Genomic DNA, 21,534 nt, shown 5'->3' with positions numbered 1-21,534 from the left:
CGACACACCCCACCCAGCCCTACTGAGAAAACCTCATTGGGTGCGCAAGACGCACCGAACGCCGCTTTGGCTGCTCCGGCCATGCCCCTACCATCGCGCTCAACGGAACCCGCTGGCTCGCAACGCACCCAATGCCATCGCCGCGGGTGCGGCGCTGCCGGGCCTCGAGATGGAGATGTACGTGAGGGGAACCCTCACGTACCTTTCGGTCGTGCGATCTCAGTCCTCGACCAGCGCAGCGGAAGTGATGCGGTGCAACGGATACCGCTCATGGTTCGCACCCTCCAACACCCCACCACCGACCCGCAGCGGGCGCACCACGCGCTGGCTAGCCGTGCCGCGGGAGTCGACGAAGCCGATCCACACTTCGCGTTGTTCGAGCGTCGCGCGGGAAAGCAGGTCGAGCGTCGCCGTCGTGTCCGCACCGCCGCCGCCAGGTGCGCGCACCGTCGAACCGCGGCGGCGGGCCGAAGCTTGGTCTCCTGCACGGAGATTCGACACGATCCGCGTCGCCTGTTCGTCGGTCAGCACCGCCTGTTCGCCCGGCCGGGCGCGGGCCGCGCGGGCGCGGGCGGGCAGGCGGCGTCCGGTGGGGCGCAGGTCGACCACCCGGCCGTCCGGGCCCTCCGCCGCGGGGGCGAAACCCGCGCCGCGCAAGGCTTCCAGTACTTCGGCCAGCGGGGCGGAGCTGATCAGCACCGTCGGCGCGATCAGTCGCAGGTCGTACTCCGCGGCCACCGGGTTCGCGAGGACCTCGGCGAGCAGCGCTTCGTCGTCGCAGCGCAGGAACGACCCTGCGGTGCCGCCGCGCAAGCGGCCGTGGCGGCGGGCCACGTCGTCGATCAGGTACGTGAGGCCTTGCGGCACCGGCGTCGCCGACTTGTTGCGGAACATCGCGTGCAGTTCGTCGGCGGTCCGTCCGGTGTCGAGCGCGCGCCGCACCGACGGCTCGGTGACGCGGTAAACCGTTGCGTGGCCAGCGGATTCGACGTCCGCGACCGCGGCCATGTCCGCCGCCAGTTCCGGTTCCAGCGGGCCCGGCGCGACAACCGTCAAGTCGGCCTGCACCAAGACGTGGTCGACTGGTGCGGGCAGCGCGTCGTGCATCGCCTCGACAGCGCCGGAGCGGTCGTCCTCCAGCAGCAGCCGGGTAGCGGTGGTGAGGGCGCCGAGACCGACAAGGCCCAGCGCGGTCGCTTCGGCCATCGTCCAGCGGACGGTTTCGTCGCGCAGCCGACCACCTCGCCGAGGCGCGCGCCAAGCCAGCACCGCGACTAGCTCATCGACACTTTTCACGCCTGCGCCCGGATTCAGCTCAGCCAGCGCGGTAAGCACGCGGTGCCTGGAAACGGGCGCGAGCGGCCGTCGCAGCTCTTCGGACAGCGGCGCGATCGGCTTGTCCTTCGCGTCGCGGCCACCGGCGAGCCCAGGCAACCGGGGAAGTTCCAGCCACGCCTGCGCGAGCGTCATCCACCGCTGTACCGAAGGCGACGCGAGCCAGCTGTCGGTGAGCATGGTGGGCACGTATTCGGGAGCGGTGTTTTCGCTGTCCGCAACGAGTCCCGCGCCGACGACCAGCTCCACGAGCAGCGTCGCGCGAGTCTCATCGACCTCGAGATCTTTAGCGATCTTCTTCAGCTCGCGTACGCCGAGCCCGCCCACCTTGAGCACCGGCGGTGGCGAATCCGACCACATCCGTAGCAAGGACTCCGTCTGCCGCAGCAACTCCATCGCTTCACCGGCCGCGGTTTCGTCCACTGTGTCCGTCCGATGTGGATGGACGGGCAGCTCCGGCTCGACGAGCGTGTCCGGTTCGAACGCGTGCCCGCCGCGCAGCAGCAGGCCGAGTTCGCGGGGCAGTTCGACGGTCTGGTCGTCCCGGCGCAGCAGCAGGCCGCGCGCGAGGAGCTTCTGCACCGGCGTGGCCGCGTCGGACAGCCCGACGTCGAAGCTCGCGTCGCGGGTGCGGCCGATCGGCGGCCCGGCGGCCAGCGCGGTGAGCACGGCCCGCTCGTCGTCGCCGACCTCCGCGAGTCGCGCGTCGATGTCGGTGGCGGCCAGCGCGGGCGACGGCGCGCCGAGCCCGGCTGGGAACGGCCCGAGAGCGTCGCGGGCCGCGGGTGGCACTCGCAGTTCGTCGTCAGCGCCCCAGACGAGCGCCCGGGCGCGCAGCCGGGCGAGTGGTTCGCTCACGTCGCGGCCGACCAGCGCCGTCACCGAGGACACCGGCGCCGGCTCGACGTCGGCACCGGCGACCAGCAGCGCGTCGATCACCGCGAGGGTGAACGTGTCGAGGTCTTCGCAGGCGCGGGCGACCGACCCCGGGGTGCCCGCGCGGGTGGCGAGCACGGTGGTGTCGGACGGAGGAGGGGTGGACAGATCGCGACGCGTGCGCAGCAGTTCGGCGAGTGCGTCGTCGGACTCCGCACGCAGCCAGTCCGCCAGAGAGGTCGCGGGCATAGACACCCAGGATACCGGGCGGGTGCGCGCGCACGACCGGTGTTCGGGCAGACTGTGTGCGAGTTTGCCGGACGAGGGCCTCGGAGGAAGCAGTGGCGAAGGGCGACAAGCAGAGCAAGGGCATCGACCCGACGTGGCCGGGCGAACCGGGCGAGCACCCGGTCACCGAGCTGTCCTCGGACCGGCAGGGAGCGCTTTCGCCGTTCGGCGACCTGGCCTTCCCGCTCGAGCAGGTGCCGTACGTGCACCCGGAGACCGAGATCAACCGCTGACCTGCGGACCGCGTTCGGGAGCGCCGCGCTGGTGGCGCCCCCGAACCTGAAGTTACTGGTCAGTCACCCGGTTGGGGTGTGGTGGCGCGGGTCACCGGACTAGATTCGAGCCGTCCGAACCCACACCACCTGCGGGGAGTACGTGTCATGCCGGTTCCCGGTCCCGGGTATTCGATCACCGTCCGGGTCGAGGCCCCGGCCTCGTCAACGGCCGCGGGTGATCTCACCACCGCGGTCGGCCGCGTCGGCGGCGTGCTGACGGCGTTCGACGTCGTCGAATCGCACGCGGACTCGATCGTCGTCGACATCAGCGCCAACGCGCTGTCGGAAAACCACGCGCAGGACATCACGCAGGCGCTCGACTCGCTGCCCGGCGTCCAGGTGCGCAAGGTCTCGGACCGGACGTTCCTGATCCACCTCGGCGGCAAGATCGAGGTCAGCCCCAAGGTCGCGCTCCGCAACCGTGACGACCTCTCCCGCGCCTACACCCCGGGCGTCGCCCGCGTGTGCCAGGCGATCGCCGCGAACCCCGAGGACGCGCGCCGGCTGACCATCAAGCGCAACACCGTCGCGGTGCTCACCGACGGTTCCGCCGTGCTCGGCCTCGGCAACATCGGCCCGGCCGCCGCGCTGCCGGTGATGGAGGGCAAGGCGGCGCTGTTCAAGAAGTTCGCCGGCGTCGACGCGTGGCCGGTCTGCCTGGACACCCAGGACACCGAAGAGATCATCATGATCGCGAAGGCGCTCGCGCCGGTGTACGCGGGCATCAACCTCGAGGACATCGCCGCGCCGCGCTGCTTCGAGATCGAGAAGCGGCTGCGCGAGCAGCTGGACATCCCGGTCTTCCACGACGACCAGCACGGCACCGCGATCGTCGTGGTCGCCGCGCTGCGCAACGCGCTGCGCGTGGTCGGGAAGAACATCGAGGACTGCAAGATCGTGGTCAGCGGCGTCGGCGCGGCCGGTTCCGCGATCATCCGCCTGCTGCTGCGCAAGAACCCGGGCGACATCGTGGCCGCCGACATCGACGGCATCGTCTACCCCGACCGCGGCAACCTCGACGACAACCTGACCTGGATCGCCGAGCATACCAACAAGGACGGCAAGTCCGGCACCCTGCACGACGCGCTGGTCGGCGCGGACGTCTTCATCGGCGTCTCGGCCCCGAACCTCTTCGGCGCGGAGCAGGTCGCCACGATGAACGACGACGCCGTCGTCTTCGCGCTGGCCAACCCGGACCCGGAGATCGACCCGCTGGAGGCGCAGAAGCACGCCGCGGTCGTCGCCACCGGCCGCAGCGACTTCCCGAACCAGATCAACAACGTCCTGGCGTTCCCTGGCGTCTTCCGCGGCCTGCTCGACGCCGCCGCGCACAACATCGACGACAACATGCTGCTGGCCGCCTCCGACGCGATCGCCGACGTGGTGGACAACGGCAAGCTCAACGCGTCGTTCATCGTGCCGAGCGTGTTCGACAGCGCGGTGGCTCCCGCGGTCGCGGAAGCGGTGCGCAACGCGGTGCGGGCGGAACGCGGGCAGTAGCCTCGCGGGCGTGAGTGAACTCAGCCACGTCGACGAGTCCGGGGCCGCCCGGATGGTCGACGTTTCCGGCAAGACCGCGTCCGCGCGCACCGCGCTGGCCGGCGGGACCGTCCACACCACGGCGGAGGTCGTCGGCCTGCTTTCGGCCAACGGCCTTCCCAAGGGCGACGCGCTGGCGACCGCGCGGATCGCCGGGATCATGGGCGCCAAGCGGGTGCCCGAGCTGATCCCGTTGTGCCATCAGATCGCGCTGTCCGGGGTCAAGGTGGAGTTCGAACTGGCCGAGACCGCCGTGCACATCAGCGCGACGGCCAAGACCAAGGACGTCACCGGGGTCGAGATGGAGGCGCTCACCGCCGTCGCGGTCGCCGGGCTGACCCTGCACGACATGATCAAGGCTGTCGACCCGGCCGCGACGCTCGACAACGTGCGGCTGATCCGCAAGGACGGCGGCAAGACCGGGACCTGGGAGCGGCCATGACCAAGACCGCGCGCGTCATCGTCGCGTCGAACCGCGCCGCGCGAGGCGTCTACGAGGACAAGACCGGCCCGGTGCTCGTCGCCTGGCTGGCCGAGCGGGGCTACGACGTGCCGCCGCCGGTCGTCGTCGAGGACGGCGACCCGGTGGGCGGCGCGCTGCGGGCCGCGGTGTCCGACGGCGTCCAGGTGATCCTCACGACCGGCGGCACCGGCATCTCGCCGACCGACCGGACCCCGGACGTCACCCGCGCGGTGCTGGATTACGAGCTGCCCGGCGTCGCGGACGCGATCCGCGCGGCCGGGCTGCCGAAGGTGCCCACCGCGGTGCTCTCGCGCGGCGTGGCCGGAGTCGCGGGCCGGACCCTCGTGGTGAACCTTCCGGGGTCGAGCGGCGGCGTGAAGGACGGTCTGCGGGTCCTGACGGACATTCTCGACCACGCGGTGGACCAGCTCGCCGGTGGCGACCACCCGCGCGAGGCGGCGCCGTCCGGTCCGGCGGTCCGGATTCTGCGCGCGGACGTGAGCGACCAGCCGCTGTCGGTCGAGGAACACGCGCAACTGGTGGAGGACGATGCGGCGGGCGCCGTGGTGACGTTCTCCGGCGTGGTCCGCGACCACGACGGCGGCAAGGGCGTGCGCGATCTGACCTACGAAGGCCACCCGACGGCCCGAGACGTGCTCGCCGAGGTGGTCAACGACCTGGCGGCGCGCTGGAAGGGCGTGCGGGCGGTGGCGGTGAGCCATCGGGTCGGCGCGTTGGCGATCGGCGACGTCGCGCTTGCCTGCGCGGTCGCCGCCGAGCACCGCGGTCAGGCGTTCACGGCGTGCGCGGAGCTGGTGGACGAGGTCAAGTCGCGGCTTCCGGTGTGGAAGCACCAGCACTTCACCGACGGCACCGACGAATGGGTCAACTCTCCCTGACCACCTCGTGCGCGGCGATGCCGGTTCTAACCGGGATCGCCACTCACGACCCTGCACACGACGAAGGGCCCCACCGCCAGGGGATTGACGCGGTGGGGCCCTTCGGGCGTTCTGTCACAGCAGATGCTGCGCCGGAACCAGCCTCACGAGGAGGCCAGGGTTCACTTGGTGGCGAGCTTCTGGCCGACGACGATGAAGTTCGCGTTCGGCACGTACTGCTTGTTCAGGTCCTGCAGCTTCTGGTAGCCGCCCTGGACGTTGTGCTCCTTGGCGATCTTCGAGAGCGTGTCGCCAGCCTTGACGGTGTAGTCGCCGTTCGGGTTCGAGCTGGCCACGGCCGCGACGGCCTTGCTGACCTGCTTCTTCGGGGCAACGCTCTTCGGGGTCGCCTTCTTGGCGGTGCTCTTCTTCGGGGTCGCCTTGTGCGCGGAGGCCGAGCTGCCGGCCTTCTTGCTGCACACCGGCCACGCGCCCGGGCCCTGGCCCTGCATGACGCGCTCGGCGACGGCGATCTGCTGCTCACGCGACGCGCCCTGCGGGCTGCCGGTGCCGCCGTAGGCCTTCCAGGTGCTCTGGGTGAACTGGAGGCCACCGTAGTAGCCGTTTCCGGTGTTGGTGCTCCAGTTGCCGCCGCTCTCGCACTGCGCGATGGCGTCCCAGTTGGTCGCCGACGCGGGGGTCGCGGCGATCGCGAGGGGGGCGCCGACCGCGATACCCGCGACTGCGACACGGGCAATGGTGCGGGTGGCGGCGGACATCTTGCGGTGCTTGCCTCGGTAAGACATCTGAAAACTTCTCGATTCCTGCGCCTACGAGCTCGATGCTGCGGGTCGGGTTGGGAGCCCGTCCGTCCGTTGCCGGGCGGCTGACGCGGACGTCGCACGACGCGCCGTCTTCGTCCCCTCGTCTCTGTCCGGAAATGCTTTCGCTCGGGGTATGGGTCCGGGGATCCGTTGGACAGAGCTGGGCGCTACGGATTCCCGGTGTTGCTTGGTCGGTCGGGGCCAACCGAAAAGCGACGGTACGTAATTCGCGGCGTGATCGGAAATCATTCGGGGTGTGACCTACGTCACAGTAACGGCACGCAACCTGTCTCGATCCGCCTGTTTCCGCTGGTCAGAGCGTCGTTATCTGCCCGTTTTCTTGCCGAGATATTTCACGGATCGTGAGGCTTGGGTCACGTCGATAACGCGTCAAGGGGCCATTCGCGGCAGATAAGGGAGGGCACTCTAAACCACTCGTCAACGGTCGGCCACTGCCCGCCGAGTGGTTCTTTGAGCTGCGGAAATACGCCGTGAGCGAAACGCTTCGGAGAGTAGGGATAAAGCGTGCCGACCGCTCAGCGCGCCAGTGCCGCCATTCGCCGTGGTCCGGACCAATCGGCCGGAAACCGCCGCTCCGGCCGTACGCGCGGCGCTCAGCCGCGTGAACGGGGGCTTTCCGGTCGGTCATCCGCCGGCGAACGGCGGGAGGACGTCCAGGTAGGAGCCGTCACCGAGCGCGCGGCCGCGATCGCGGACCGCCACCTCGTTGACCAGGAAGCTCGCCGCGTCGAGAACGCGGGAAAGTTGCCCGGGGTGCAGCTCGCGCAGCGCCTGGACGGCGTCCGCCACCGTCGCGCCCGCCGCCAGCTCCACCTTCTCCTCCTCGGTGCCCGCCGCGGCCCGCGCCGAGGCGAAGTACCGGACGACAACCGTCACCGGGGAAGAAGGCGCCGTGGGAGAGGTCATGGGCTCAACCGCCGATCGCGCTCATCGGCCGGATCGGCTGCGCGAAGCCGGCCTCGTTGATCTCGTGGCCCGCGAGCTTGCGCCACATCGTGTCGCGCCACGCGTCCGCCACCTCCTCATCGCGCGCGCCCGCGCGCACGAGGGCGCGCAGGTCCGTCTCGTCGTTCGAGAAGAGGCAGGAGCGGACGGCGCCGTCGGCGGTCAGCCGGGTGCGCTCGCAGGCGGAGCAGAACGGCCTGGTCACGGACGCGATCACGCCCACGTCGCCCGGTCCGCCGTCGACCAGCCAGCGCTCGGCGGGCGCGCCGCCGCGCGGGGCCGGGAACGGGGACAGGGTGAAGGCCTCGCCGAGCATCGCGAGGATCTCCTCGGCGGTGATCATGTCGCGGCGGTTCCAGCCGTGCTGCGCGTCCAGCGGCATCTGCTCGATGAACCGCAGGTGGTAGCCCTCTTCGAGGGCGAACCGCAGCAGCGGCACCGCCTCGTGCTCGTTGTACCCGCGCATCAGCACGGAGTTGATCTTGACCGGCGACAGCCCGGCGTCGCGGGCGGCGGCGAGGCCGGCCAGCACGTGCGGCAGCCGGTCGCGGCGGGTCAGTTCGGCGAAGCGCTCGCGGTCGATGGTGTCCAGCGACACGTTGATCCGGTCGAGCCCGGCCGCGACGAGGCCGGGGGCGCGTTTGGCCAGCCCGATCCCGTTGGTGGTCATGGACACCCGGGGACGGGGCTCGAGCGCGGTGATCCGCTCGATGATGCCTTCCAGTCCCGGGCGCAGCAGCGGTTCGCCGCCGGTCAGCCGGATGTCGGTGACGCCGAGCATCTCGACCGCGATCCGCATGAGCCGGACCAGTTCGTCGTCGGAGAGCACCTGCTCGCTCGGCATCCAGTCGAGGCCCTCGGCCGGCATGCAGTACGTGCAGCGCAGATTGCACCGGTCGGTGAGGGAGACCCGCAGGTCGGTCGCGACGCGGCCGAAGGAATCGACGAGACCGGGGTGCTCGGGCCGGGGCGTGCCGGACGGGCCTCGGTTGCCGGGGACGCGAGGAAACCCGAGATGTACTGCTGTCATTACGCTCAGGATAGCTTGCGCGGCCTGAAAAGGCAGGCTTGCGAAAAGCTGGAAAACCACCCTCGGTTCCGATGTGGAGGCACTCGGTGAGCACCGCTGAGACGAATAGTGAGCTGACTCACTTCGCCGCGCTGGCGGCTCAGCTGCGCACGCACGTCGTCCTCCGGCACGCCCGCGACGCCGCCCTCGAGGGGCTCTCGGCGACCGAACTGCAGGCGCTCGAACTCGCCGGGCAGACCGCCGATTCCCTTACCCCGGGCCGAATCGGGCAGCTCACCGGCCTGTCGACGGGTGCGGTGACCGGCGTGCTCGACCGGCTGGAGAAGTCCGGTCTGGTGCTCCGCGAACGCGACCGGGCCGACCGCCGGAGGGTGCTCGTGACGATCACCGAGGCCGGCCGCGAACGCCTCGACGCGATCTCCGCGCGGGTCGCGCGGCGTCTTGCCGGGGTGCTCGCGGAGTTCACTTCCGCAGAACGGAAAGTCCTCGGGCGTTATCAGTTCGCAATGCTCGAAGCGTTACGCGAAAATGCGCATCCCGCATAGCTTTTCCGCATCTGCGGGGATAATGTTCCGGCCATGCCGCAATTTCGGTTGTCCGAGGCCGCTCGGCTGCTCGGCGTAAGCGACGACACCGTCCGCCGGTGGGTTCGCGCGGGTCAGTTGACCGCGACGGACGACGCCGCCGGCCGCAAGGTCGTCGACGGCGCTCAGCTCGCCGGGTTCGCCCGGGCCCAAGCCAGCGAACCGGACGACCCGTCGGCGGTCGGCCGCTCCGCCCGCAATCGCTTCGTCGGACTCGTCACCGAGGTCGTCGCCGACAAGGTGATGGCACAGGTCGAACTGCAGTGCGGGGCGCACCGAGTCGTGTCACTGATGAGCACCGAGGCGGTCCGCGAACTCGGGCTGCGCCCGGGCGTGCTCGCGGTCGCCGTGGTCAAGGCGACCACCGTCGTGGTGGAAACCCCGGAAGGATCCCGATGAAGAAGCTCGCCCTCGTCGCCGCGGCGGCGACCGCGTTGTTCGCCAGTGCCTGCAGCTCCGGCGACCAGCCCAGCTCGAACCCGGGTGCGGGCTCCGCGTCCGCGCCCGCTCCGGGAGGCGGCACGCTGACGGTGTTCGCCGCGGCCTCGCTCACCGAGTCCTTCAACGTGCTCGGCAAGCAGTTCGAGGCCGCGCACCCGGGCGTCAAGGTCGTCTTCGACTACGAGGGTTCGTCCGCGCTCGTGCAGAAGCTGGACAACGGGGCCAAGGCCGACGTGTTCGCCTCGGCCGACCAGAAGAACATGGACAAGGCCGTGCAGGACGGCGTGATCGACGGCCAGCCGACGGTCTTCGCCACCAACAAGCTCGCGATCGCCGTGGCCAAGGGCAACCCGAAGGGCATCAAGACCTTCGCCGACCTGACCAAGCCGGGCCTGAACGTCGTCGTGTGCGCGCAGCAGGTGCCGTGCGGTTCGGCCACGCAGAAGGTCGAACAGAGCACCAAGACCGCGCTCAAGCCGGTGAGCGAGGAGACGAACGTCAAGCAGGTGCTGGCCAAGGTCCAGTCGGGCGACGCCGACGCCGGGCTGGTGTACGTCACCGACGCGACGTCGGCGGCGGGCAAAGTGGACAAGGTCGACTTCCCGGAGTCCTCGGGCGCGGTGAACCAGTACCCGATCGCGGCCGTCAAGAACGCTCCGCAGGCGGCGCTGGCGAAGCAGTTCACCGACTTCGTCCTCGGGGAGCAGGGCAAGGCCGAACTGGCCAAGATCGGCTTTGGCCCTGGCAAGTAAGGCGGGCGCGGCGGCCGAGACGCGGCCGCCGCACGCCCGGGTTCCACTGATCCTCTGGTTCCCCGCCGTCGTCGCGCTCGCGCTCGTGGTGCTGCCGGTCGTCGGCCTGCTCGTGCGGTCCGATCTGACCCGGCTGCCGTCGCTGCTGGTCACGTCGTCGTCGCTGAACGCGCTCCGGCTGTCGCTGACGACCGCCGCACTGTCCACAGTGGCCTGTGTGGTGCTCGGCGTTCCGCTGGCGATCGTGCTGGCCCGCTCCCGGGTGCCGGGCGTGCGGATGCTGCGTTCGGTGGTGCTGCTTCCGCTCGTGCTGCCGCCGGTGGTCGGCGGCCTTGCCCTGCTGTACCTGCTGGGGCGCAAGGGTTTCCTCGGCATCCTGATCAACTGGCTGACCGGCGAGCAGGTGCCGTTCACGACGGCCGCGGTCGTCATCGCGCAGACGTTCGTGGCGATGCCGTTCCTCGTCGTCAGCCTGGAAGGCGCGCTGCGCGGCTCCGGCGACCGCTATGAACAGGTCGCCTCGACGCTCGGCGCGCGCCCGTGGACGGTGTTCCGCCGGGTGACGCTGCCGTTGCTGCTGCCCGCGCTGGGCTCCGGCGTCGTGCTGAGCTTCGCTCGCGCGCTGGGGGAGTTCGGCGCGACCATCACGTTCGCGGGCAGTTTGGAAGGCGTGACCCGGACGCTGCCGCTCGAGGTCTACACGCAGGCCGAAGTGGACATCGACAGCGCGGTCGCGCTCGCGTTGCTGCTCATCGTGGTCGCGATCCTGGTCATCGCGCTCGCGCGGCCGCGGTCGTGGGAAGGCGGGCTGCGGTGACCCTGTCGGCGAAGCTGGCGTTGAGCCGCGGCGAGTTCTCGCTCGACGTCGAGTTCACCGTGCCCGGCGGCTCCGTGCTCGCGCTGCTCGGGCCCAACGGTTCCGGGAAGTCCACTGTGCTCGGCAGCCTCGCCGGTCTGCTGCCGGTGACGTCGGCCGACGTCACGCTCGCCGACCGGCGGCTGGCCGGGAACGGTGTCGACTTGCCGCCGCACGAACGGCGGATCGGCCTGCTGTCCCAAGACGCGCTGCTGTTCCCTCATCTGTCCGCAATGGACAACGTCGCGTTCTCGCCGCGCTCGACCGGTGCCAGCCGGGCGGAGGCACGGGCGATCGCCTCGCGATGGCTGGCCGAAGTGGACGCGGCGGAGTTCGCGAACCGGCGGCCGAGCCAGCTGTCCGGCGGACAGCAGCAGCGGGTGGCGATCGCGCGGGCGCTGGCTTCCGCGCCGGACCTGCTGTTGCTGGACGAACCGTTCGCCGCGCTCGACGTGGACTCGGCCCCGGCGATCCGCGGCTTGCTGCGCCGGGTGCTGCGCGACGGCCCGACGACCGTGCTGGTCACGCACGACCCGCTGGACGCGTTGGCTCTTGCCGACCACGTGGCGGTGATGAACGGCGGCCGGATCGTCGAACGCGGCCCGACGCGCGAGGTGCTGGCCGCGCCGCGGACGCCGTTCACCGCGCGGATCGCCGGGCTGAATCTGGTGTCTGGAATGGCGGTGGACGACGGATTGCGCACGCCGTCCGGCGAAGTGGTGACGGGTTTGCTGACGCCGGACACCGTAGTGGGCGAGGCGGCGGTCGCGGTGTTCGCACCGAACGCGGTCGCGGTCTACCCGCACGACGGCGACCACCACGGCAGTCCGCGCAACACGACCGACGCCGTCGTGGCGGCCCTGGAACCGCACGGACCGGTGATCCGAATCCGGACCGAGGGCAGCGGCTGGGCACACGGCCTGACCGCGGACCTCACCCCGGCGGCGGTGGCCGAACTGGCGCTGGAGCCCGGTTCGGCGGTGGCGCTGTCGGTGAAGGCGGCGACTGTGGCGGTGCACCCGGCCGCGGCTTCCTGAGCCTCGCTTCCCCCGCGTGGGTTCGGTTCTTCGCTGCCGCTGGATGTCCGTGAGGGGAACCCTGACGGAATCTGATTCCGTGAGGGTTCCCCTCACGGACGTTCGCCTCGGCGGACCGCGTCCGTCGCGACCGGACAGCTTCACTCACCGCGCTCGCGGAGGGTTCCGCCCCTCCCGCAGCGGGCTGGCGCGCGGTGGCAAGGTCCTTCACGGACCTCATCCGGACGAGCCGCCCCCGGCAGGTGCCCGCAGAGTTCTGCAAGCACCGCTCTCGCGACCCCGCCGCACACCGCGCTACCGAGAAAACCCCAATGCCACATTGAGGTTTTCTCAGTAGCGTCCGCGGTGTTCGTGGTGGGTGAGGATGAGGACTGCTTGGGTGATGTGGCCGATGCGTTGGGGGCAGAGGGTGATGTGTCGGAGTGCTCGCCAGCGGGTTTTCAACATTGCGGCGGCGCGTTCGCCGAGGCAGCGCAGCCGGGTGTGGAGCAGGTTGAAGGCGTGCTCGTCGAGGGTGAGCGGCGGTCGGCCGGTGGTTTTCTTGACCGGGGTGAGGATGCCGATGCCGGCTGCGTGGTAGGCCTTGTCGGCGAGGGTTTTCAGGCCGTGGGCCGCGGCGGCGGTGAGGGCGCCGGTGATGCCGTGGTGCCTGGCCGAGGCGAGGTCGTTGCGGGAGCCGGGCAGGACCGGGGAGACCCAGAGCGGGTAGCCGTCGGCGGTGGCGAGGAATTGGATGTTCCCGCCGAAACAGCGGTGTTTGCCCGAGTACCAGAGGTGGACGGTCGCGCCGCGGTTGCGGCCTTTGGTTTTGATGGTGGTCGCGGCGACCCGGTCGCAGGCGATGAGGGTGCCGTCCAAGATGACGTGCGCGTCCCCGGCGCTGCGGCGTTGTTCCAGGACCTGGTGCAGGTCGGGGGCGTGGGCGGCGAGGGCGGTGATGGCTTCGTGCAGGTACCGGTAGGCGGTCGCGACGCTGACGGCGTGGCCGGCGGCGAGGCGGTGCACCGGGACGGCGTCGCGGAACCAGGCCAGCTCCAGCATCGCCTGCCCGAACGGCGTCAACGCGCGCCGGCCGCGGCGGGTGCCGCGGCGACGGCGTTCGGCGTGCAGGACACGCGCGACGAACAGGGCCAGCTCGCGCGCCACGTCGAGCGTGGCACCATAGGCAATCACGTGGGGCCTCTGGAATCTCTCGGACTTGATCTTCAGCAAATCCAGTCCTACCAGCGGCCCCACGCCTCGCCCCTCGGCGACACACCCCCACCAAGCCCTACTGAGAAAACCTCATTGGGTGCGTGGGATGCACCGAATGCCACATTGGGTGCGTCAGATGCACCCAATGCGGCATTGGGGTGCAAGCGATCCCGCTCAGCCGCCGTGGTGGTGGCCGCCGCCGGGGTGGACGTGGAACTTCGCCACCTCGGGCGGGTGGACGACGAACGGCCGCATCATGCCCTCGTCCTCGTGGTCGAGGATGTGGCAGTGGTACATGAACTCGCCGGTGCCGCCGCTGAACTGGCCCGCGACGCTCACCCACTGCCCGGGGTTCACGATGATCGTGTCCTTCCACCCCTCCTCGTACTTCTCCAGCGGGACTTCCGCGAACCCGTCGATCGGCCGGGAAGTGCGCTCGGCGGCCGGGTCGAAGGTCGTGGTGAAGCTGCGGCGGAAGAGCGCCTGGAACTCGGTCAGGTGGATGTGGAACGGATGCGCGGGCCCGCCGTTCGCGACGTGCACGATGTTCCACACCGCCCATTTGCCGTGGTCGATGAAGATGCCGGTGGTGTCGTCGAAGAGCCGCCCGATCATCCGGAACGTCTTCAGCCCGCCCGCCGGGTCGTTGATCTGGATGATGCCCTTGCCGCCCGGATCGGCGTCGACCTGTTCGAGGTCCCACATCTCCGGATGGCCGCTGGCGTTGAGCAGCAGCGCGACCCAGACGTGGTCGTGGTCCTCCGGCAGCGTCGAACCGTGCTTGATCCGGACGTACGACGACGAGAGCTTTTCGGGCAGCTCGAACGAATCGTGCCGCGCGCGGCTTTCCACCCGGAACTCCATGACGTCCGGTTCGACCCCGCCGAGGTTGGGATCGGCGTTGCGCAGCTTGACTTTCTGCCCCTGGAACCGGCTGAAGTCGATCAGCACGTCGAACCGTTCGGCGGGCGCGACGGTCAGCCCGCCGGACGGCAGCGGCGCGGGAGCGGGCAGCAACCCGCCGTCGGTGCCGATCAGGCGGACGGCGTCGTTGCGCGGCACGTTGTTCTCGTCGACCAGGTTCAGCGTGAAGAACCGTTCGTTGGCCGCGTTGAGCAGCCGGAAGCGGTACCACCGCGCGCTGACGTCGAGGTGCGGCCAGATCACGCCGTTGACCAGCGTGAACGGACCGGAGAACGGGATCATCGGCCCGTTCGGCACGTACGGGAACTTGTACAGCAATTGCCCGGTGAGCGCTCCGGTCGCCGGGTCGGTGTCGAGGTTGCGGTCGGTCAGGATCAGCGGCAGTTCGCGATCGCCGCCGGGCAGGTCGAGCTCGTCCTCCTCGTCGTCGCGGATCAGGTACAGGCCCGCCAGACCGGTGTGGACGTTGAACCGGGTGATCGCCATGGCGTGGTCGTGGTACCAGAGCGGCATGGCCTGCTGCCGGTTCTGGTACTCGGCGAGCTGCGAAGTGCCCCGGAGACCGGCGTTGTGCGCCCAACCGTCGTTGCTCGCGTTGGTGCGCGCGCCGTGCAGGTGAACCACGGTCCAGGCGGGCAGGTCCGCGACGCCGTCGACGATCGAGTAGCCGGGCCGGTCGAGCTCGCGGCCGGGGCGGGTGGTCGGTGCGTCGCCCACCGGTCCTTGCACGGCGACCAACGGGAACTCGCCCTCTATTTCGTTCGACCACGAAATCCGCAGTTGTTTGCCGCTGCGCACTTCGATTGTCGGTCCCGGGAAATGTCCGGCATAAGTCCACAATGTACTCGGCGGCAATTGCGAGTGCAGCCGTTGCCGCTTCGCCACCATCGGAATGGTGATCATGTCCTGCCCCCACCACGGCGGCCGCAGCACCGGCGGAACCGGCAGCGGGTCAAGGAACTTGGTGAGCCCCCAGTTCGGCCCGGTGATCGGGGCCGCGGCGGCGGGCCGGTCGACAATTTCTGTCATCAGGTTGTTCCCCCTTCAAATCAAGGGGCAGGAAGAATTGCGCCACGGCGAATACGCCGGAGCTTACGGAAAAGATTCCCCCGAACCCCCTCGGTAACCGGTCCCGCGACTCCCCTCGCGTTACCGGCAATTTCCACTGTAGCCGTTTTCGTCGTATGCCGCAGGCGTCTCGCGCGCGTGATAGGTTTTCGCGCATGAGCGAAGGCCGGTGGACGTATCTCTCCGACATGGACGGTGTGCTGGTCAGGGAGGAACACCTCGTCCCGGGGGCGGACGAGTTCCTCGACGAACTGCGGAACAACGGTATCGACTTTTTGGTGCTCACCAATAACTCGATCTACACCCCGCGCGACTTGCGGGCGCGGCTGCTGCGTACCGGTCTGGACATCCCCGAGGAGTCGATCTGGACCTCGGCGCTGGCGACCGCGAAGTTTCTCGCGTCGCAGCGGCCGAACGGCTCGGCGTTCGTGATCGGCGAGGCCGGGCTCACCACGGCGCTGCACGAGGTCGGCTACGTGCTGACCGAGCGCGACCCGGACTACGTCGTGCTCGGCGAGACCCGCACGTACAGCTTCAGCGCGATCACCCGCGCGATCCGGCTGATCGAGGGCGGCGCGAAGTTCATCGCGACCAACCCGGACGCGACCGGCCCGAGCGTCGAGGGCTCGATGCCGGCCACCGGGTCCGTCGCCGCGCTGATCGAGCGGGCCACCGGGCGCTCGCCGTACTACGTCGGCAAGCCGAACCCGCTGATGATGCGGTCCGCGCTGCGCCGGCTGGGCGCGCATTCGGAGTCGACGCTCATGATCGGCGACCGGATGGACACCGACGTGCACTCCGGGATCGAGGCCGGACTGCAGACCATTCTGGTGCTCACCGGCATCTCGAACGAGGAATCGGTGGAGAACTACCCGTACCGGCCGACGAAGGTGATCGGCTCGGTCGCCGACCTGATCGGGCGAACGCTCGACCCGTTCGGCGAAGGCTGACCGCCCACCGCCCGGGATCAGGGCATATCGTCGAACGATGAGCGTCTATGTGGTGGGCGACGTCCACGGGCACCGGGACGCCCTGGTTGACGCACTGCGCGCCGAGGGCCTGGTCGACAGCGACGGCAAGTGGGCCGGCGTCGACGACCGCTTGTGGTTCCTCGGCGACTTCACCGACCGCGGCCCGGACGGCGTCGGGGTGATCGACCTCGTGCGCGAGCTGCAGGAGCAGGCGGCGGAGGCGGGCGGCTCGGTGCAGATGCTGCTCGGCAACCACGAGATCCTGCTGCTCGGGATGTACCACTTCGGCGACCGCCCGGTGCCGTCCGACTTCGGGCCGCGCAGTTTCGCGCGCAGCTGGGAGATCAACGGCGGCCTGCTGTCGGACCAGGACCGGCTCACCCCCGAGCACATCGAGTGGCTCACCGAACGCCCGCTCGTCGCGGTCGACGAGGACCACCTGCTGCTGCACTCGGACACCCTCGAGTACCTCGACTGGGGCGAGGACCTCGACTCGATCAACGCCACCGCGCACGACATCCTCTCCGGCAGCAACATCGAGGCCTGGTGGGACGTCTGGCGGCGGATGACCACCCGGTACGCCTTCCGCGGCCCGGACGGCGAGGAGAACGCCGACCGGCTGCTCAACGCGCTGGGCGGCTCGCGGATCGTGCACGGGCACAGCGTGATCGCCGACCAGCTCGGCATCCACCCGACGCAGATCGAAGGCCCGTACCTCTACGCCGGAGGGAAAGCGCTGGGCATCGACGGCGGCCTGTTCGTCGGCGGTCCGTGCCTCGTGGTGAAGCTGCCCTTCGAGCCTGAGGACTAGCTGGCCGCGTACCGCAGTTCGAGGATTCCGGACGGGAAGGCGGTGCTCTTCACTAGCCGCAACCGCCGGGCTTCGCCGAGTTCCGGGAACAGCGCCGCGCCCTTGCCGGTGACGGCGGGGAGCACCCAGAGCCGGTACTCGTCCACGACGCCGAGCTTGATCAGCGAGTGCAGGAATTCGGTGCCGCCCGCGGCGACGAGGTCCTTGCCGGGTTCGGCCTTGAGCTGGGCGATCTCCTCTGCGAGGTCTCCGCTGGCGATCCGGGTCTCGGCCCAGTCCGCGGTGGCGAGAGTTCTGGAGAACACGACCTTGGGGATCGCGTTCATCGCCTTGGCCGAGGGATGGTCCGAGGTGGGCCAGAAGCCCGCCATGGCTTCGTAAGTGTTGCGGCCCATCAGGAAGGCTCCGGCCTCCCACAGCTGGTCGACGAAGTATTTCTCCTGCTCGGGGTCGTCGATGGACATCATGACGTCCCGGATGCCGTTGTCGGCGTCGGCGCTCTTGCCGTCGAGCGAGACGTAGAAACCGAGGATCAGCTTGCGTGCATTTGTCATGCGGCACAGCTTGCTGCCGATGGTTTGAGTTGTCAAGACAAAATTATTTTTCGGTAGGACTCGCGAAGAGGCCGCGAGGCGAACCGAACTGGCCGGTTCGCCTCGCGGCAGGTCAACCGAGGACGGACCTCAGGAGTCGACGATCTCCTTGCCCAGCGGCATCAGCGAGATGGGGATCATCTTGAAGTTCGCCAGGCCCAGCGGGATGCCGATGATCGTGAGGCACTGCAGGGCCCCGGTGATCAGGTGGCCGATGCTGAGCCACAGTCCGGCGACCAGGAACCAGATCACGTTGCCGACGAACGAGCCGACCCCGGCTTCGCGGCGGTCGACGACTGTGCGGCCGAAGGGCCACAGTGCGTAGTTCGCGATCCGGAACGACGCGATGCCGAACGGGATCGTGACGATCAGGACGCAGCAGATGACTCCGGCGAACAGGTAGCCCAGCGCCATCCAGAAACCGGCGAGGACGAGCCAGATCACGTTGAGGATCAGTCGCATCAGACGTACAACTCCCCGCTCACTACGGTGACGGCCTGGCCGCGCAGCAGCACGCGGTCGTCGCGGACTTCGGTGCGCACGGTTCCGCCGCGGGCGGAGATCTGGTGACCGACGAGGGCGTTCTTGCCCAGTTTCCGCGTCCAGTACGGGGCCAGCGAGCAGTGCGCGGAACCGGTGACCGGGTCCTCGTCGACGCCTACCCCGGGGCCGAAGAACCGGCTGACGAAGTCGTCGCCTGCCGCGGTGATGATCAGCCGTCCGGTCCAGGTGGCGCGCAGGGCGTCGAGGTCTGGCTGTGCCTGGCGGACCGCTTCGACGCTTTCGAGCTCCGCGAAGAGGTTCTCGCGCGCCCGTCCGGTGAACTTCGCCGGCAGGTCGAGGATGCGGGAGAGGTCTTCGCCGGTCTCGACGGGCGGGTCGGCGGGGAAGTCCATCTCGATCCAGCCGTCGGCCTTGGTGCAGGTGAGCCTGCCGCTGAGGGTGTCGTAAACCTGGTGCCCGCCAAGGACATGCGTGACCGCGATGGTGGCGTGCCCGCAGAGCGAGACCTCGTCGGTCGGGGTGAACCAGCGCAGGGATTTCGCGCCCTCGCCGGCGGCGACCACGAACGCGGTCTCGGAGTGCTTCATCTCCGCCGCGACCTGTTGCATCCACTCGGCGTCCGCGGGTTGCTCGAGCACGACGACGCCCGCCGGATTGCCGGCGAACGCCTGGTCGGTGAAGGCGTCGACTAGGTGGAATTGCATGGAGCCGATCTTGCCCTGTCGCACGGCGGCAGGGCATCGGGGATTAGCCCTGAATTCTCAGCGCACGCCCTCTTCGATCGTCTCCAGCAGCCACGTCCGCAGGTGCGCGCCCGTCGACGGGGTGAAATGCAGCCGGAACCCGCCGTCGGGCAACGGTTCCGAGAACGTCAGGTACCGCCCGCCGTCGGTGTCCACGAACGTCGCCGTCGAGACCGGGCGGAGCGTGCCTTGTCCTGGCCGCAGCGAAAGTTCCACGGTTCCGTGCCGGTGCAGCGGCCACTGCGAGTACCCGGCCAGCGCGTCGCGATCCTGGCGCGACGGCGCGGGCGCCGCGGCGTTGCGTTTCGGCGGCGGGCCCTGGGTGATCGCGACCGGGGAGACGGGCAGCGCCGGATAGGGCGGGAACATGCTCAGCACCAGATCCACCAGCCGCTCCGGCCGGACCTGCTGGAAGCGAAGCCCGTCGTCGACCTGCTCCGAGAACACGCCGAGGCCCTCGCCGATGCACGCCCGGTACAGCACGGTCCCGGACGGCAGTTCGGCCGCGCGCACGATGATCAGCACGTCCGGCCTCGTCCACGCGCGCAGGGTCGCTTCGACATCCCGGTCGAGCTTCTCCGCGTCAGCCAGCCCCCGGCCGCGCAGCGCGGTCCACGCCTCCTCGGCCAGCCGGTTGTGCTCGGTCATCGTCGCGCCCGCGCTGCGGATCTCGAACGGATGCCACGACGCGGGCAGCCCGGTGCGCCGCACCGCCACGTCGGTCTCGGTCCAGCCCAGGGAGAATTCCTCTGGCAACGTCCCAGTCCCCTCGTGCACGAAACAACCCGCACCGAGGGTAGCGGAACGCGCACGACCGTCAGCCGCTCGTGCGAGCGCACCCCATAACTAGGGTGGCGGAAAGGTCCGAAATCGAGCTTAGACTCGGGCTCGTCGACGAAGACCGCCACGGGAGGCACCGATGCCTGACGCGCCTGCACTGCCGAGTTACGCCTCCGGGACCTCCAGCGTCCCCCTGCTCGGCGACACGATCGGGGACAATTTCGACCGCACGGTGGCCGCGTTCGGCGACCGGGACGCGCTCGTCGACCGCGAGGCAGGCGCCCGCTGGACCTACCGCGAACTCGCCGCCGAGGTCGACACCCTCGCGCACGGGCTGCTGGCGTCGGGCATCGGCAAGGGCGACCGCGTCGGCATCTGGTCGCCGAACCGGGCGGAATGGACGTTCCTCCAGTACGCGACGGCGAAGATCGGCGCGATCCTGGTCAACATCAACCCGGCCTACCGCTCGCACGAACTGCAGTACGTGCTCAACCAGGCGGGCATCCGGATGCTCGTGGCCGCGGACAAGTTCAAGACGTCCGACTACGGGGCGATGATCGAGGAGGTCCGGCCGAACTGTCCCGGACTGGAAGCGGTCGTGCTGCTCGGCACCTCGTCGTGGACCGACCTGATGGAGTCGGGCCGCGGCGGCGACGCGGAGCGGCTCGCGCAGCTGCAGGCCGGGCTGTCCGCGGACGACCCGATCAACATCCAGTACACGAGCGGCACCACCGGTTTCCCCAAGGGCGCGACCCTCAGCCACCACAACATCCTCAACAACGGCTATTTCGTCGGCGAGCTGTGCAATTACACCGAGGAGGACCGGGTCTGCATCCCGGTGCCCTTCTACCACTGCTTCGGCATGGTGATGGGCAACCTCGCGTGCACCAGCCACGGTTCGTGCATGGTCATCCCGGCCCCGGCGTTCGACCCGAAGGCCACGCTCGCCGCGGTCGCCGCCGAACGCTGCACGTCGCTGTACGGCGTGCCGACGATGTTCATCGCCGAGCTCAACCACCCCGAGTTCGAGACGTTCGACCTCGGCTCGCTGCGCACCGGCATCATGGCCGGATCGCCGTGCCCGGTCGAGGTGATGAAGCAGGTCATCGACCGGATGGGGATGACCGAGGTGTCCATTTGCTACGGCATGACCGAGACGTCGCCGGTGTCCACGCAGACCCGCGCGGACGATTCGGTGGAGCGCCGGGTGTCGACGGTCGGCCGGGTCGGCCCGCATCTGGAGTCCAAAGTGGTCGATCCGGAAACCGGGCTGACCGTGCCGCGCGGCACTCCCGGCGAATTGTGCACCCGCGGCTATTCGGTGATGCTCGGCTATTGGGAGGAACCGGAAAAGACCGCCGAGGCGATCGACGCCGCGCGCTGGATGCACACCGGCGACCTCGCGATCATGGACGACGAGGGGTACATCAACATCACCGGCCGGATCAAGGACATGGTGATCCGCGGCGGCGAGAACATCTATCCGCGCGAGATCGAGGAATTCCTCTACACGCATCCGGACGTGCTGGACGCGCAGGTGATCGGCGTGCCGGACGTCAAGTACGGCGAGGAATTGATGGCCTGGATCCGGATGCGCGAGGGTGCGCAGCCGCTGACCACGGAAGCGGTGCGCGAGTTCTGCCAGGGCAAGCTGGCGCATTACAAGATCCCGCGCTACATCCACGTGGTCGAGGAATTCCCGATGACGGTGACCGGGAAGGTGCGCAAGGTCGAAATGCGCCAGCAGTCGGTGACTTTGCTGGGGTTGGAGCAGGCGGCGTCGCAGAAGCACGCGTGAGCTG

General features: G+C 69.5%; 22 protein-coding genes. 12 read left to right on the top strand and 10 right to left on the bottom strand.

Annotated features, from left to right (window positions below):
• Positions 1-219: 219 nt before the first annotated feature.
• Complete coding sequence (locus tag EIZ44_RS41205) at positions 220-2,460, bottom strand: helicase-associated domain-containing protein (protein ID WP_134734273.1); 2,241 nt, start codon at positions 2,458-2,460, stop codon at positions 220-222.
• A 92-nt stretch (positions 2,461-2,552) separates the two neighbouring features.
• Here EIZ44_RS41205 and EIZ44_RS41200 point away from each other — a divergent pair, with 92 nt between their 5' ends.
• The 4 genes from EIZ44_RS41200 (at position 2,553) to EIZ44_RS41185 (ending at position 5,675) form a co-directional block, all read left to right on the top strand.
• Positions 2,553-2,732 carry a hypothetical protein gene (locus EIZ44_RS41200; RefSeq protein ID WP_037807827.1) on the top strand — a complete coding sequence of 60 codons (180 nt, stop codon included), beginning with the start codon at positions 2,553-2,555 and terminating at the stop codon, positions 2,730-2,732.
• Between the two features lie 147 nt (positions 2,733-2,879).
• Positions 2,880-4,274: an NAD-dependent malic enzyme gene (locus EIZ44_RS41195; protein ID WP_037807825.1), complete on the top strand. Its 1,395-nt coding sequence runs from the start codon at positions 2,880-2,882 to the stop codon at positions 4,272-4,274.
• A 10-nt stretch (positions 4,275-4,284) separates the two neighbouring features.
• Positions 4,285-4,755 (top strand): cyclic pyranopterin monophosphate synthase MoaC, encoded by a 471-nt coding sequence (gene moaC, locus EIZ44_RS41190; protein ID WP_037807821.1) that lies wholly within the window; start codon positions 4,285-4,287, stop codon positions 4,753-4,755.
• Complete coding sequence (locus EIZ44_RS41185; protein WP_134734272.1) at positions 4,752-5,675, top strand: molybdenum cofactor biosynthesis protein MoaE; 924 nt, start codon at positions 4,752-4,754, stop codon at positions 5,673-5,675. The genes moaC and EIZ44_RS41185 overlap by 4 nt, the downstream gene beginning before the upstream one ends.
• A gap of 161 nt (positions 5,676-5,836) precedes the next feature.
• Here EIZ44_RS41185 and EIZ44_RS41180 read toward each other — a convergent pair whose 3' ends face one another.
• The 3 genes from EIZ44_RS41180 to moaA all read right to left on the bottom strand — a co-directional run bounded on the left by EIZ44_RS41180 (position 5,837) and on the right by moaA (position 8,474).
• Positions 5,837-6,460, bottom strand: a complete 624-nt coding sequence (locus tag EIZ44_RS41180) for a LysM peptidoglycan-binding domain-containing protein (protein WP_134734271.1) — start codon at positions 6,458-6,460, stop codon at positions 5,837-5,839.
• A 663-nt stretch (positions 6,461-7,123) separates the two neighbouring features.
• On the bottom strand, positions 7,124-7,405 hold the full coding sequence (locus tag EIZ44_RS41175) for a MoaD/ThiS family protein (RefSeq protein WP_043827301.1): 282 nt from the start codon (positions 7,403-7,405) through the stop codon (positions 7,124-7,126).
• A gap of 4 nt (positions 7,406-7,409) precedes the next feature.
• Positions 7,410-8,474, bottom strand: coding sequence for a GTP 3',8-cyclase MoaA (moaA, locus tag EIZ44_RS41170; protein WP_043827302.1), 1,065 nt, complete (start codon positions 8,472-8,474; stop codon positions 7,410-7,412).
• Between the two features lie 86 nt (positions 8,475-8,560).
• Here moaA and EIZ44_RS41165 point away from each other — a divergent pair, with 86 nt between their 5' ends.
• Genes EIZ44_RS41165 through EIZ44_RS41145 form a run of 5 tightly spaced genes read left to right on the top strand, consistent with a single transcriptional unit; the run spans position 8,561 to position 12,144 of the window.
• Positions 8,561-9,019: a MarR family winged helix-turn-helix transcriptional regulator gene (locus tag EIZ44_RS41165; protein ID WP_240691552.1), complete on the top strand. Its 459-nt coding sequence runs from the start codon at positions 8,561-8,563 to the stop codon at positions 9,017-9,019.
• A gap of 33 nt (positions 9,020-9,052) precedes the next feature.
• Positions 9,053-9,457 carry a TOBE domain-containing protein gene (locus EIZ44_RS41160; protein WP_009083933.1) on the top strand — a complete coding sequence of 135 codons (405 nt, stop codon included), beginning with the start codon at positions 9,053-9,055 and terminating at the stop codon, positions 9,455-9,457.
• On the top strand, positions 9,454-10,251 hold the full coding sequence (gene modA / locus EIZ44_RS41155) for a molybdate ABC transporter substrate-binding protein (RefSeq protein WP_037807805.1): 798 nt from the start codon (positions 9,454-9,456) through the stop codon (positions 10,249-10,251). The genes EIZ44_RS41160 and modA overlap by 4 nt, the downstream gene beginning before the upstream one ends.
• Positions 10,252-10,300: 49 nt before the next feature.
• Entirely contained in the window at positions 10,301-11,068 is a 768-nt protein-coding gene (locus tag EIZ44_RS41150; RefSeq protein ID WP_037809276.1) for an ABC transporter permease, read from the top strand.
• Entirely contained in the window at positions 11,065-12,144 is a 1,080-nt protein-coding gene (locus EIZ44_RS41145; RefSeq protein WP_134734269.1) for a sulfate/molybdate ABC transporter ATP-binding protein, read from the top strand. The genes EIZ44_RS41150 and EIZ44_RS41145 overlap by 4 nt, the downstream gene beginning before the upstream one ends.
• A gap of 330 nt (positions 12,145-12,474) precedes the next feature.
• On the opposite strand, the gene EIZ44_RS41140 is transcribed toward EIZ44_RS41145, so the two are convergent.
• A complete protein-coding gene (locus EIZ44_RS41140) occupies positions 12,475-13,317 on the bottom strand; it encodes a transposase family protein (protein WP_134734268.1) in 843 nt (280 codons plus the stop codon).
• Positions 13,318-13,512: 195 nt separating this feature from the next.
• Positions 13,513-15,291, bottom strand: a complete 1,779-nt coding sequence (locus EIZ44_RS41135; protein ID WP_078870248.1) for a multicopper oxidase domain-containing protein — start codon at positions 15,289-15,291, stop codon at positions 13,513-13,515.
• Between the two features lie 194 nt (positions 15,292-15,485).
• Here EIZ44_RS41135 and EIZ44_RS41130 point away from each other — a divergent pair, with 194 nt between their 5' ends.
• Together EIZ44_RS41130 and EIZ44_RS41125 are read left to right on the top strand one after the other, a co-directional pair.
• A complete protein-coding gene (locus EIZ44_RS41130) occupies positions 15,486-16,280 on the top strand; it encodes an HAD-IIA family hydrolase (protein WP_037807803.1) in 795 nt (264 codons plus the stop codon).
• A gap of 37 nt (positions 16,281-16,317) precedes the next feature.
• Entirely contained in the window at positions 16,318-17,112 is a 795-nt protein-coding gene (locus EIZ44_RS41125) for a metallophosphoesterase (protein WP_037807802.1), read from the top strand.
• Here the strand turns inward: EIZ44_RS41125 and EIZ44_RS41120 are convergent.
• From EIZ44_RS41120 to EIZ44_RS41105, 4 genes are all read right to left on the bottom strand, one after another.
• On the bottom strand, positions 17,109-17,666 hold the full coding sequence (locus EIZ44_RS41120; protein ID WP_134734267.1) for a dihydrofolate reductase family protein: 558 nt from the start codon (positions 17,664-17,666) through the stop codon (positions 17,109-17,111). The two genes, EIZ44_RS41125 and EIZ44_RS41120, sit on opposite strands and share 4 nt — an antisense overlap.
• A gap of 129 nt (positions 17,667-17,795) precedes the next feature.
• The gene (locus EIZ44_RS41115) at positions 17,796-18,167 is read right to left on the bottom strand and encodes a YccF domain-containing protein (protein WP_037807799.1); all 372 of its coding nucleotides are present in this window, start codon (positions 18,165-18,167) and stop codon (positions 17,796-17,798) included.
• Positions 18,167-18,913 (bottom strand): PhzF family phenazine biosynthesis protein, encoded by a 747-nt coding sequence (locus EIZ44_RS41110; RefSeq protein WP_134734266.1) that lies wholly within the window; start codon positions 18,911-18,913, stop codon positions 18,167-18,169. Before EIZ44_RS41110 ends, EIZ44_RS41115 begins: the two co-directional genes overlap by 1 nt.
• A gap of 57 nt (positions 18,914-18,970) precedes the next feature.
• The gene (locus EIZ44_RS41105) at positions 18,971-19,729 is read right to left on the bottom strand and encodes an ESX secretion-associated protein EspG (RefSeq protein WP_134661878.1); all 759 of its coding nucleotides are present in this window, start codon (positions 19,727-19,729) and stop codon (positions 18,971-18,973) included.
• A 142-nt stretch (positions 19,730-19,871) separates the two neighbouring features.
• On the opposite strand from EIZ44_RS41105, the gene EIZ44_RS41100 reads away from it, so the two are divergent.
• Positions 19,872-21,530: an AMP-binding protein gene (locus EIZ44_RS41100; protein WP_037807793.1), complete on the top strand. Its 1,659-nt coding sequence runs from the start codon at positions 19,872-19,874 to the stop codon at positions 21,528-21,530.
• Positions 21,531-21,534: the final 4 nt, after the last annotated feature.

This window comes from Amycolatopsis nivea (assembly GCF_004522235.1).
GTDB classification, from domain to species: Bacteria; Actinomycetota; Actinomycetes; order Mycobacteriales; family Pseudonocardiaceae; genus Amycolatopsis; species Amycolatopsis nivea.
The sequence above is the reverse complement of the archived record's forward strand: the minus strand, read 5'-3'. Positions and strand labels throughout refer to the sequence as shown.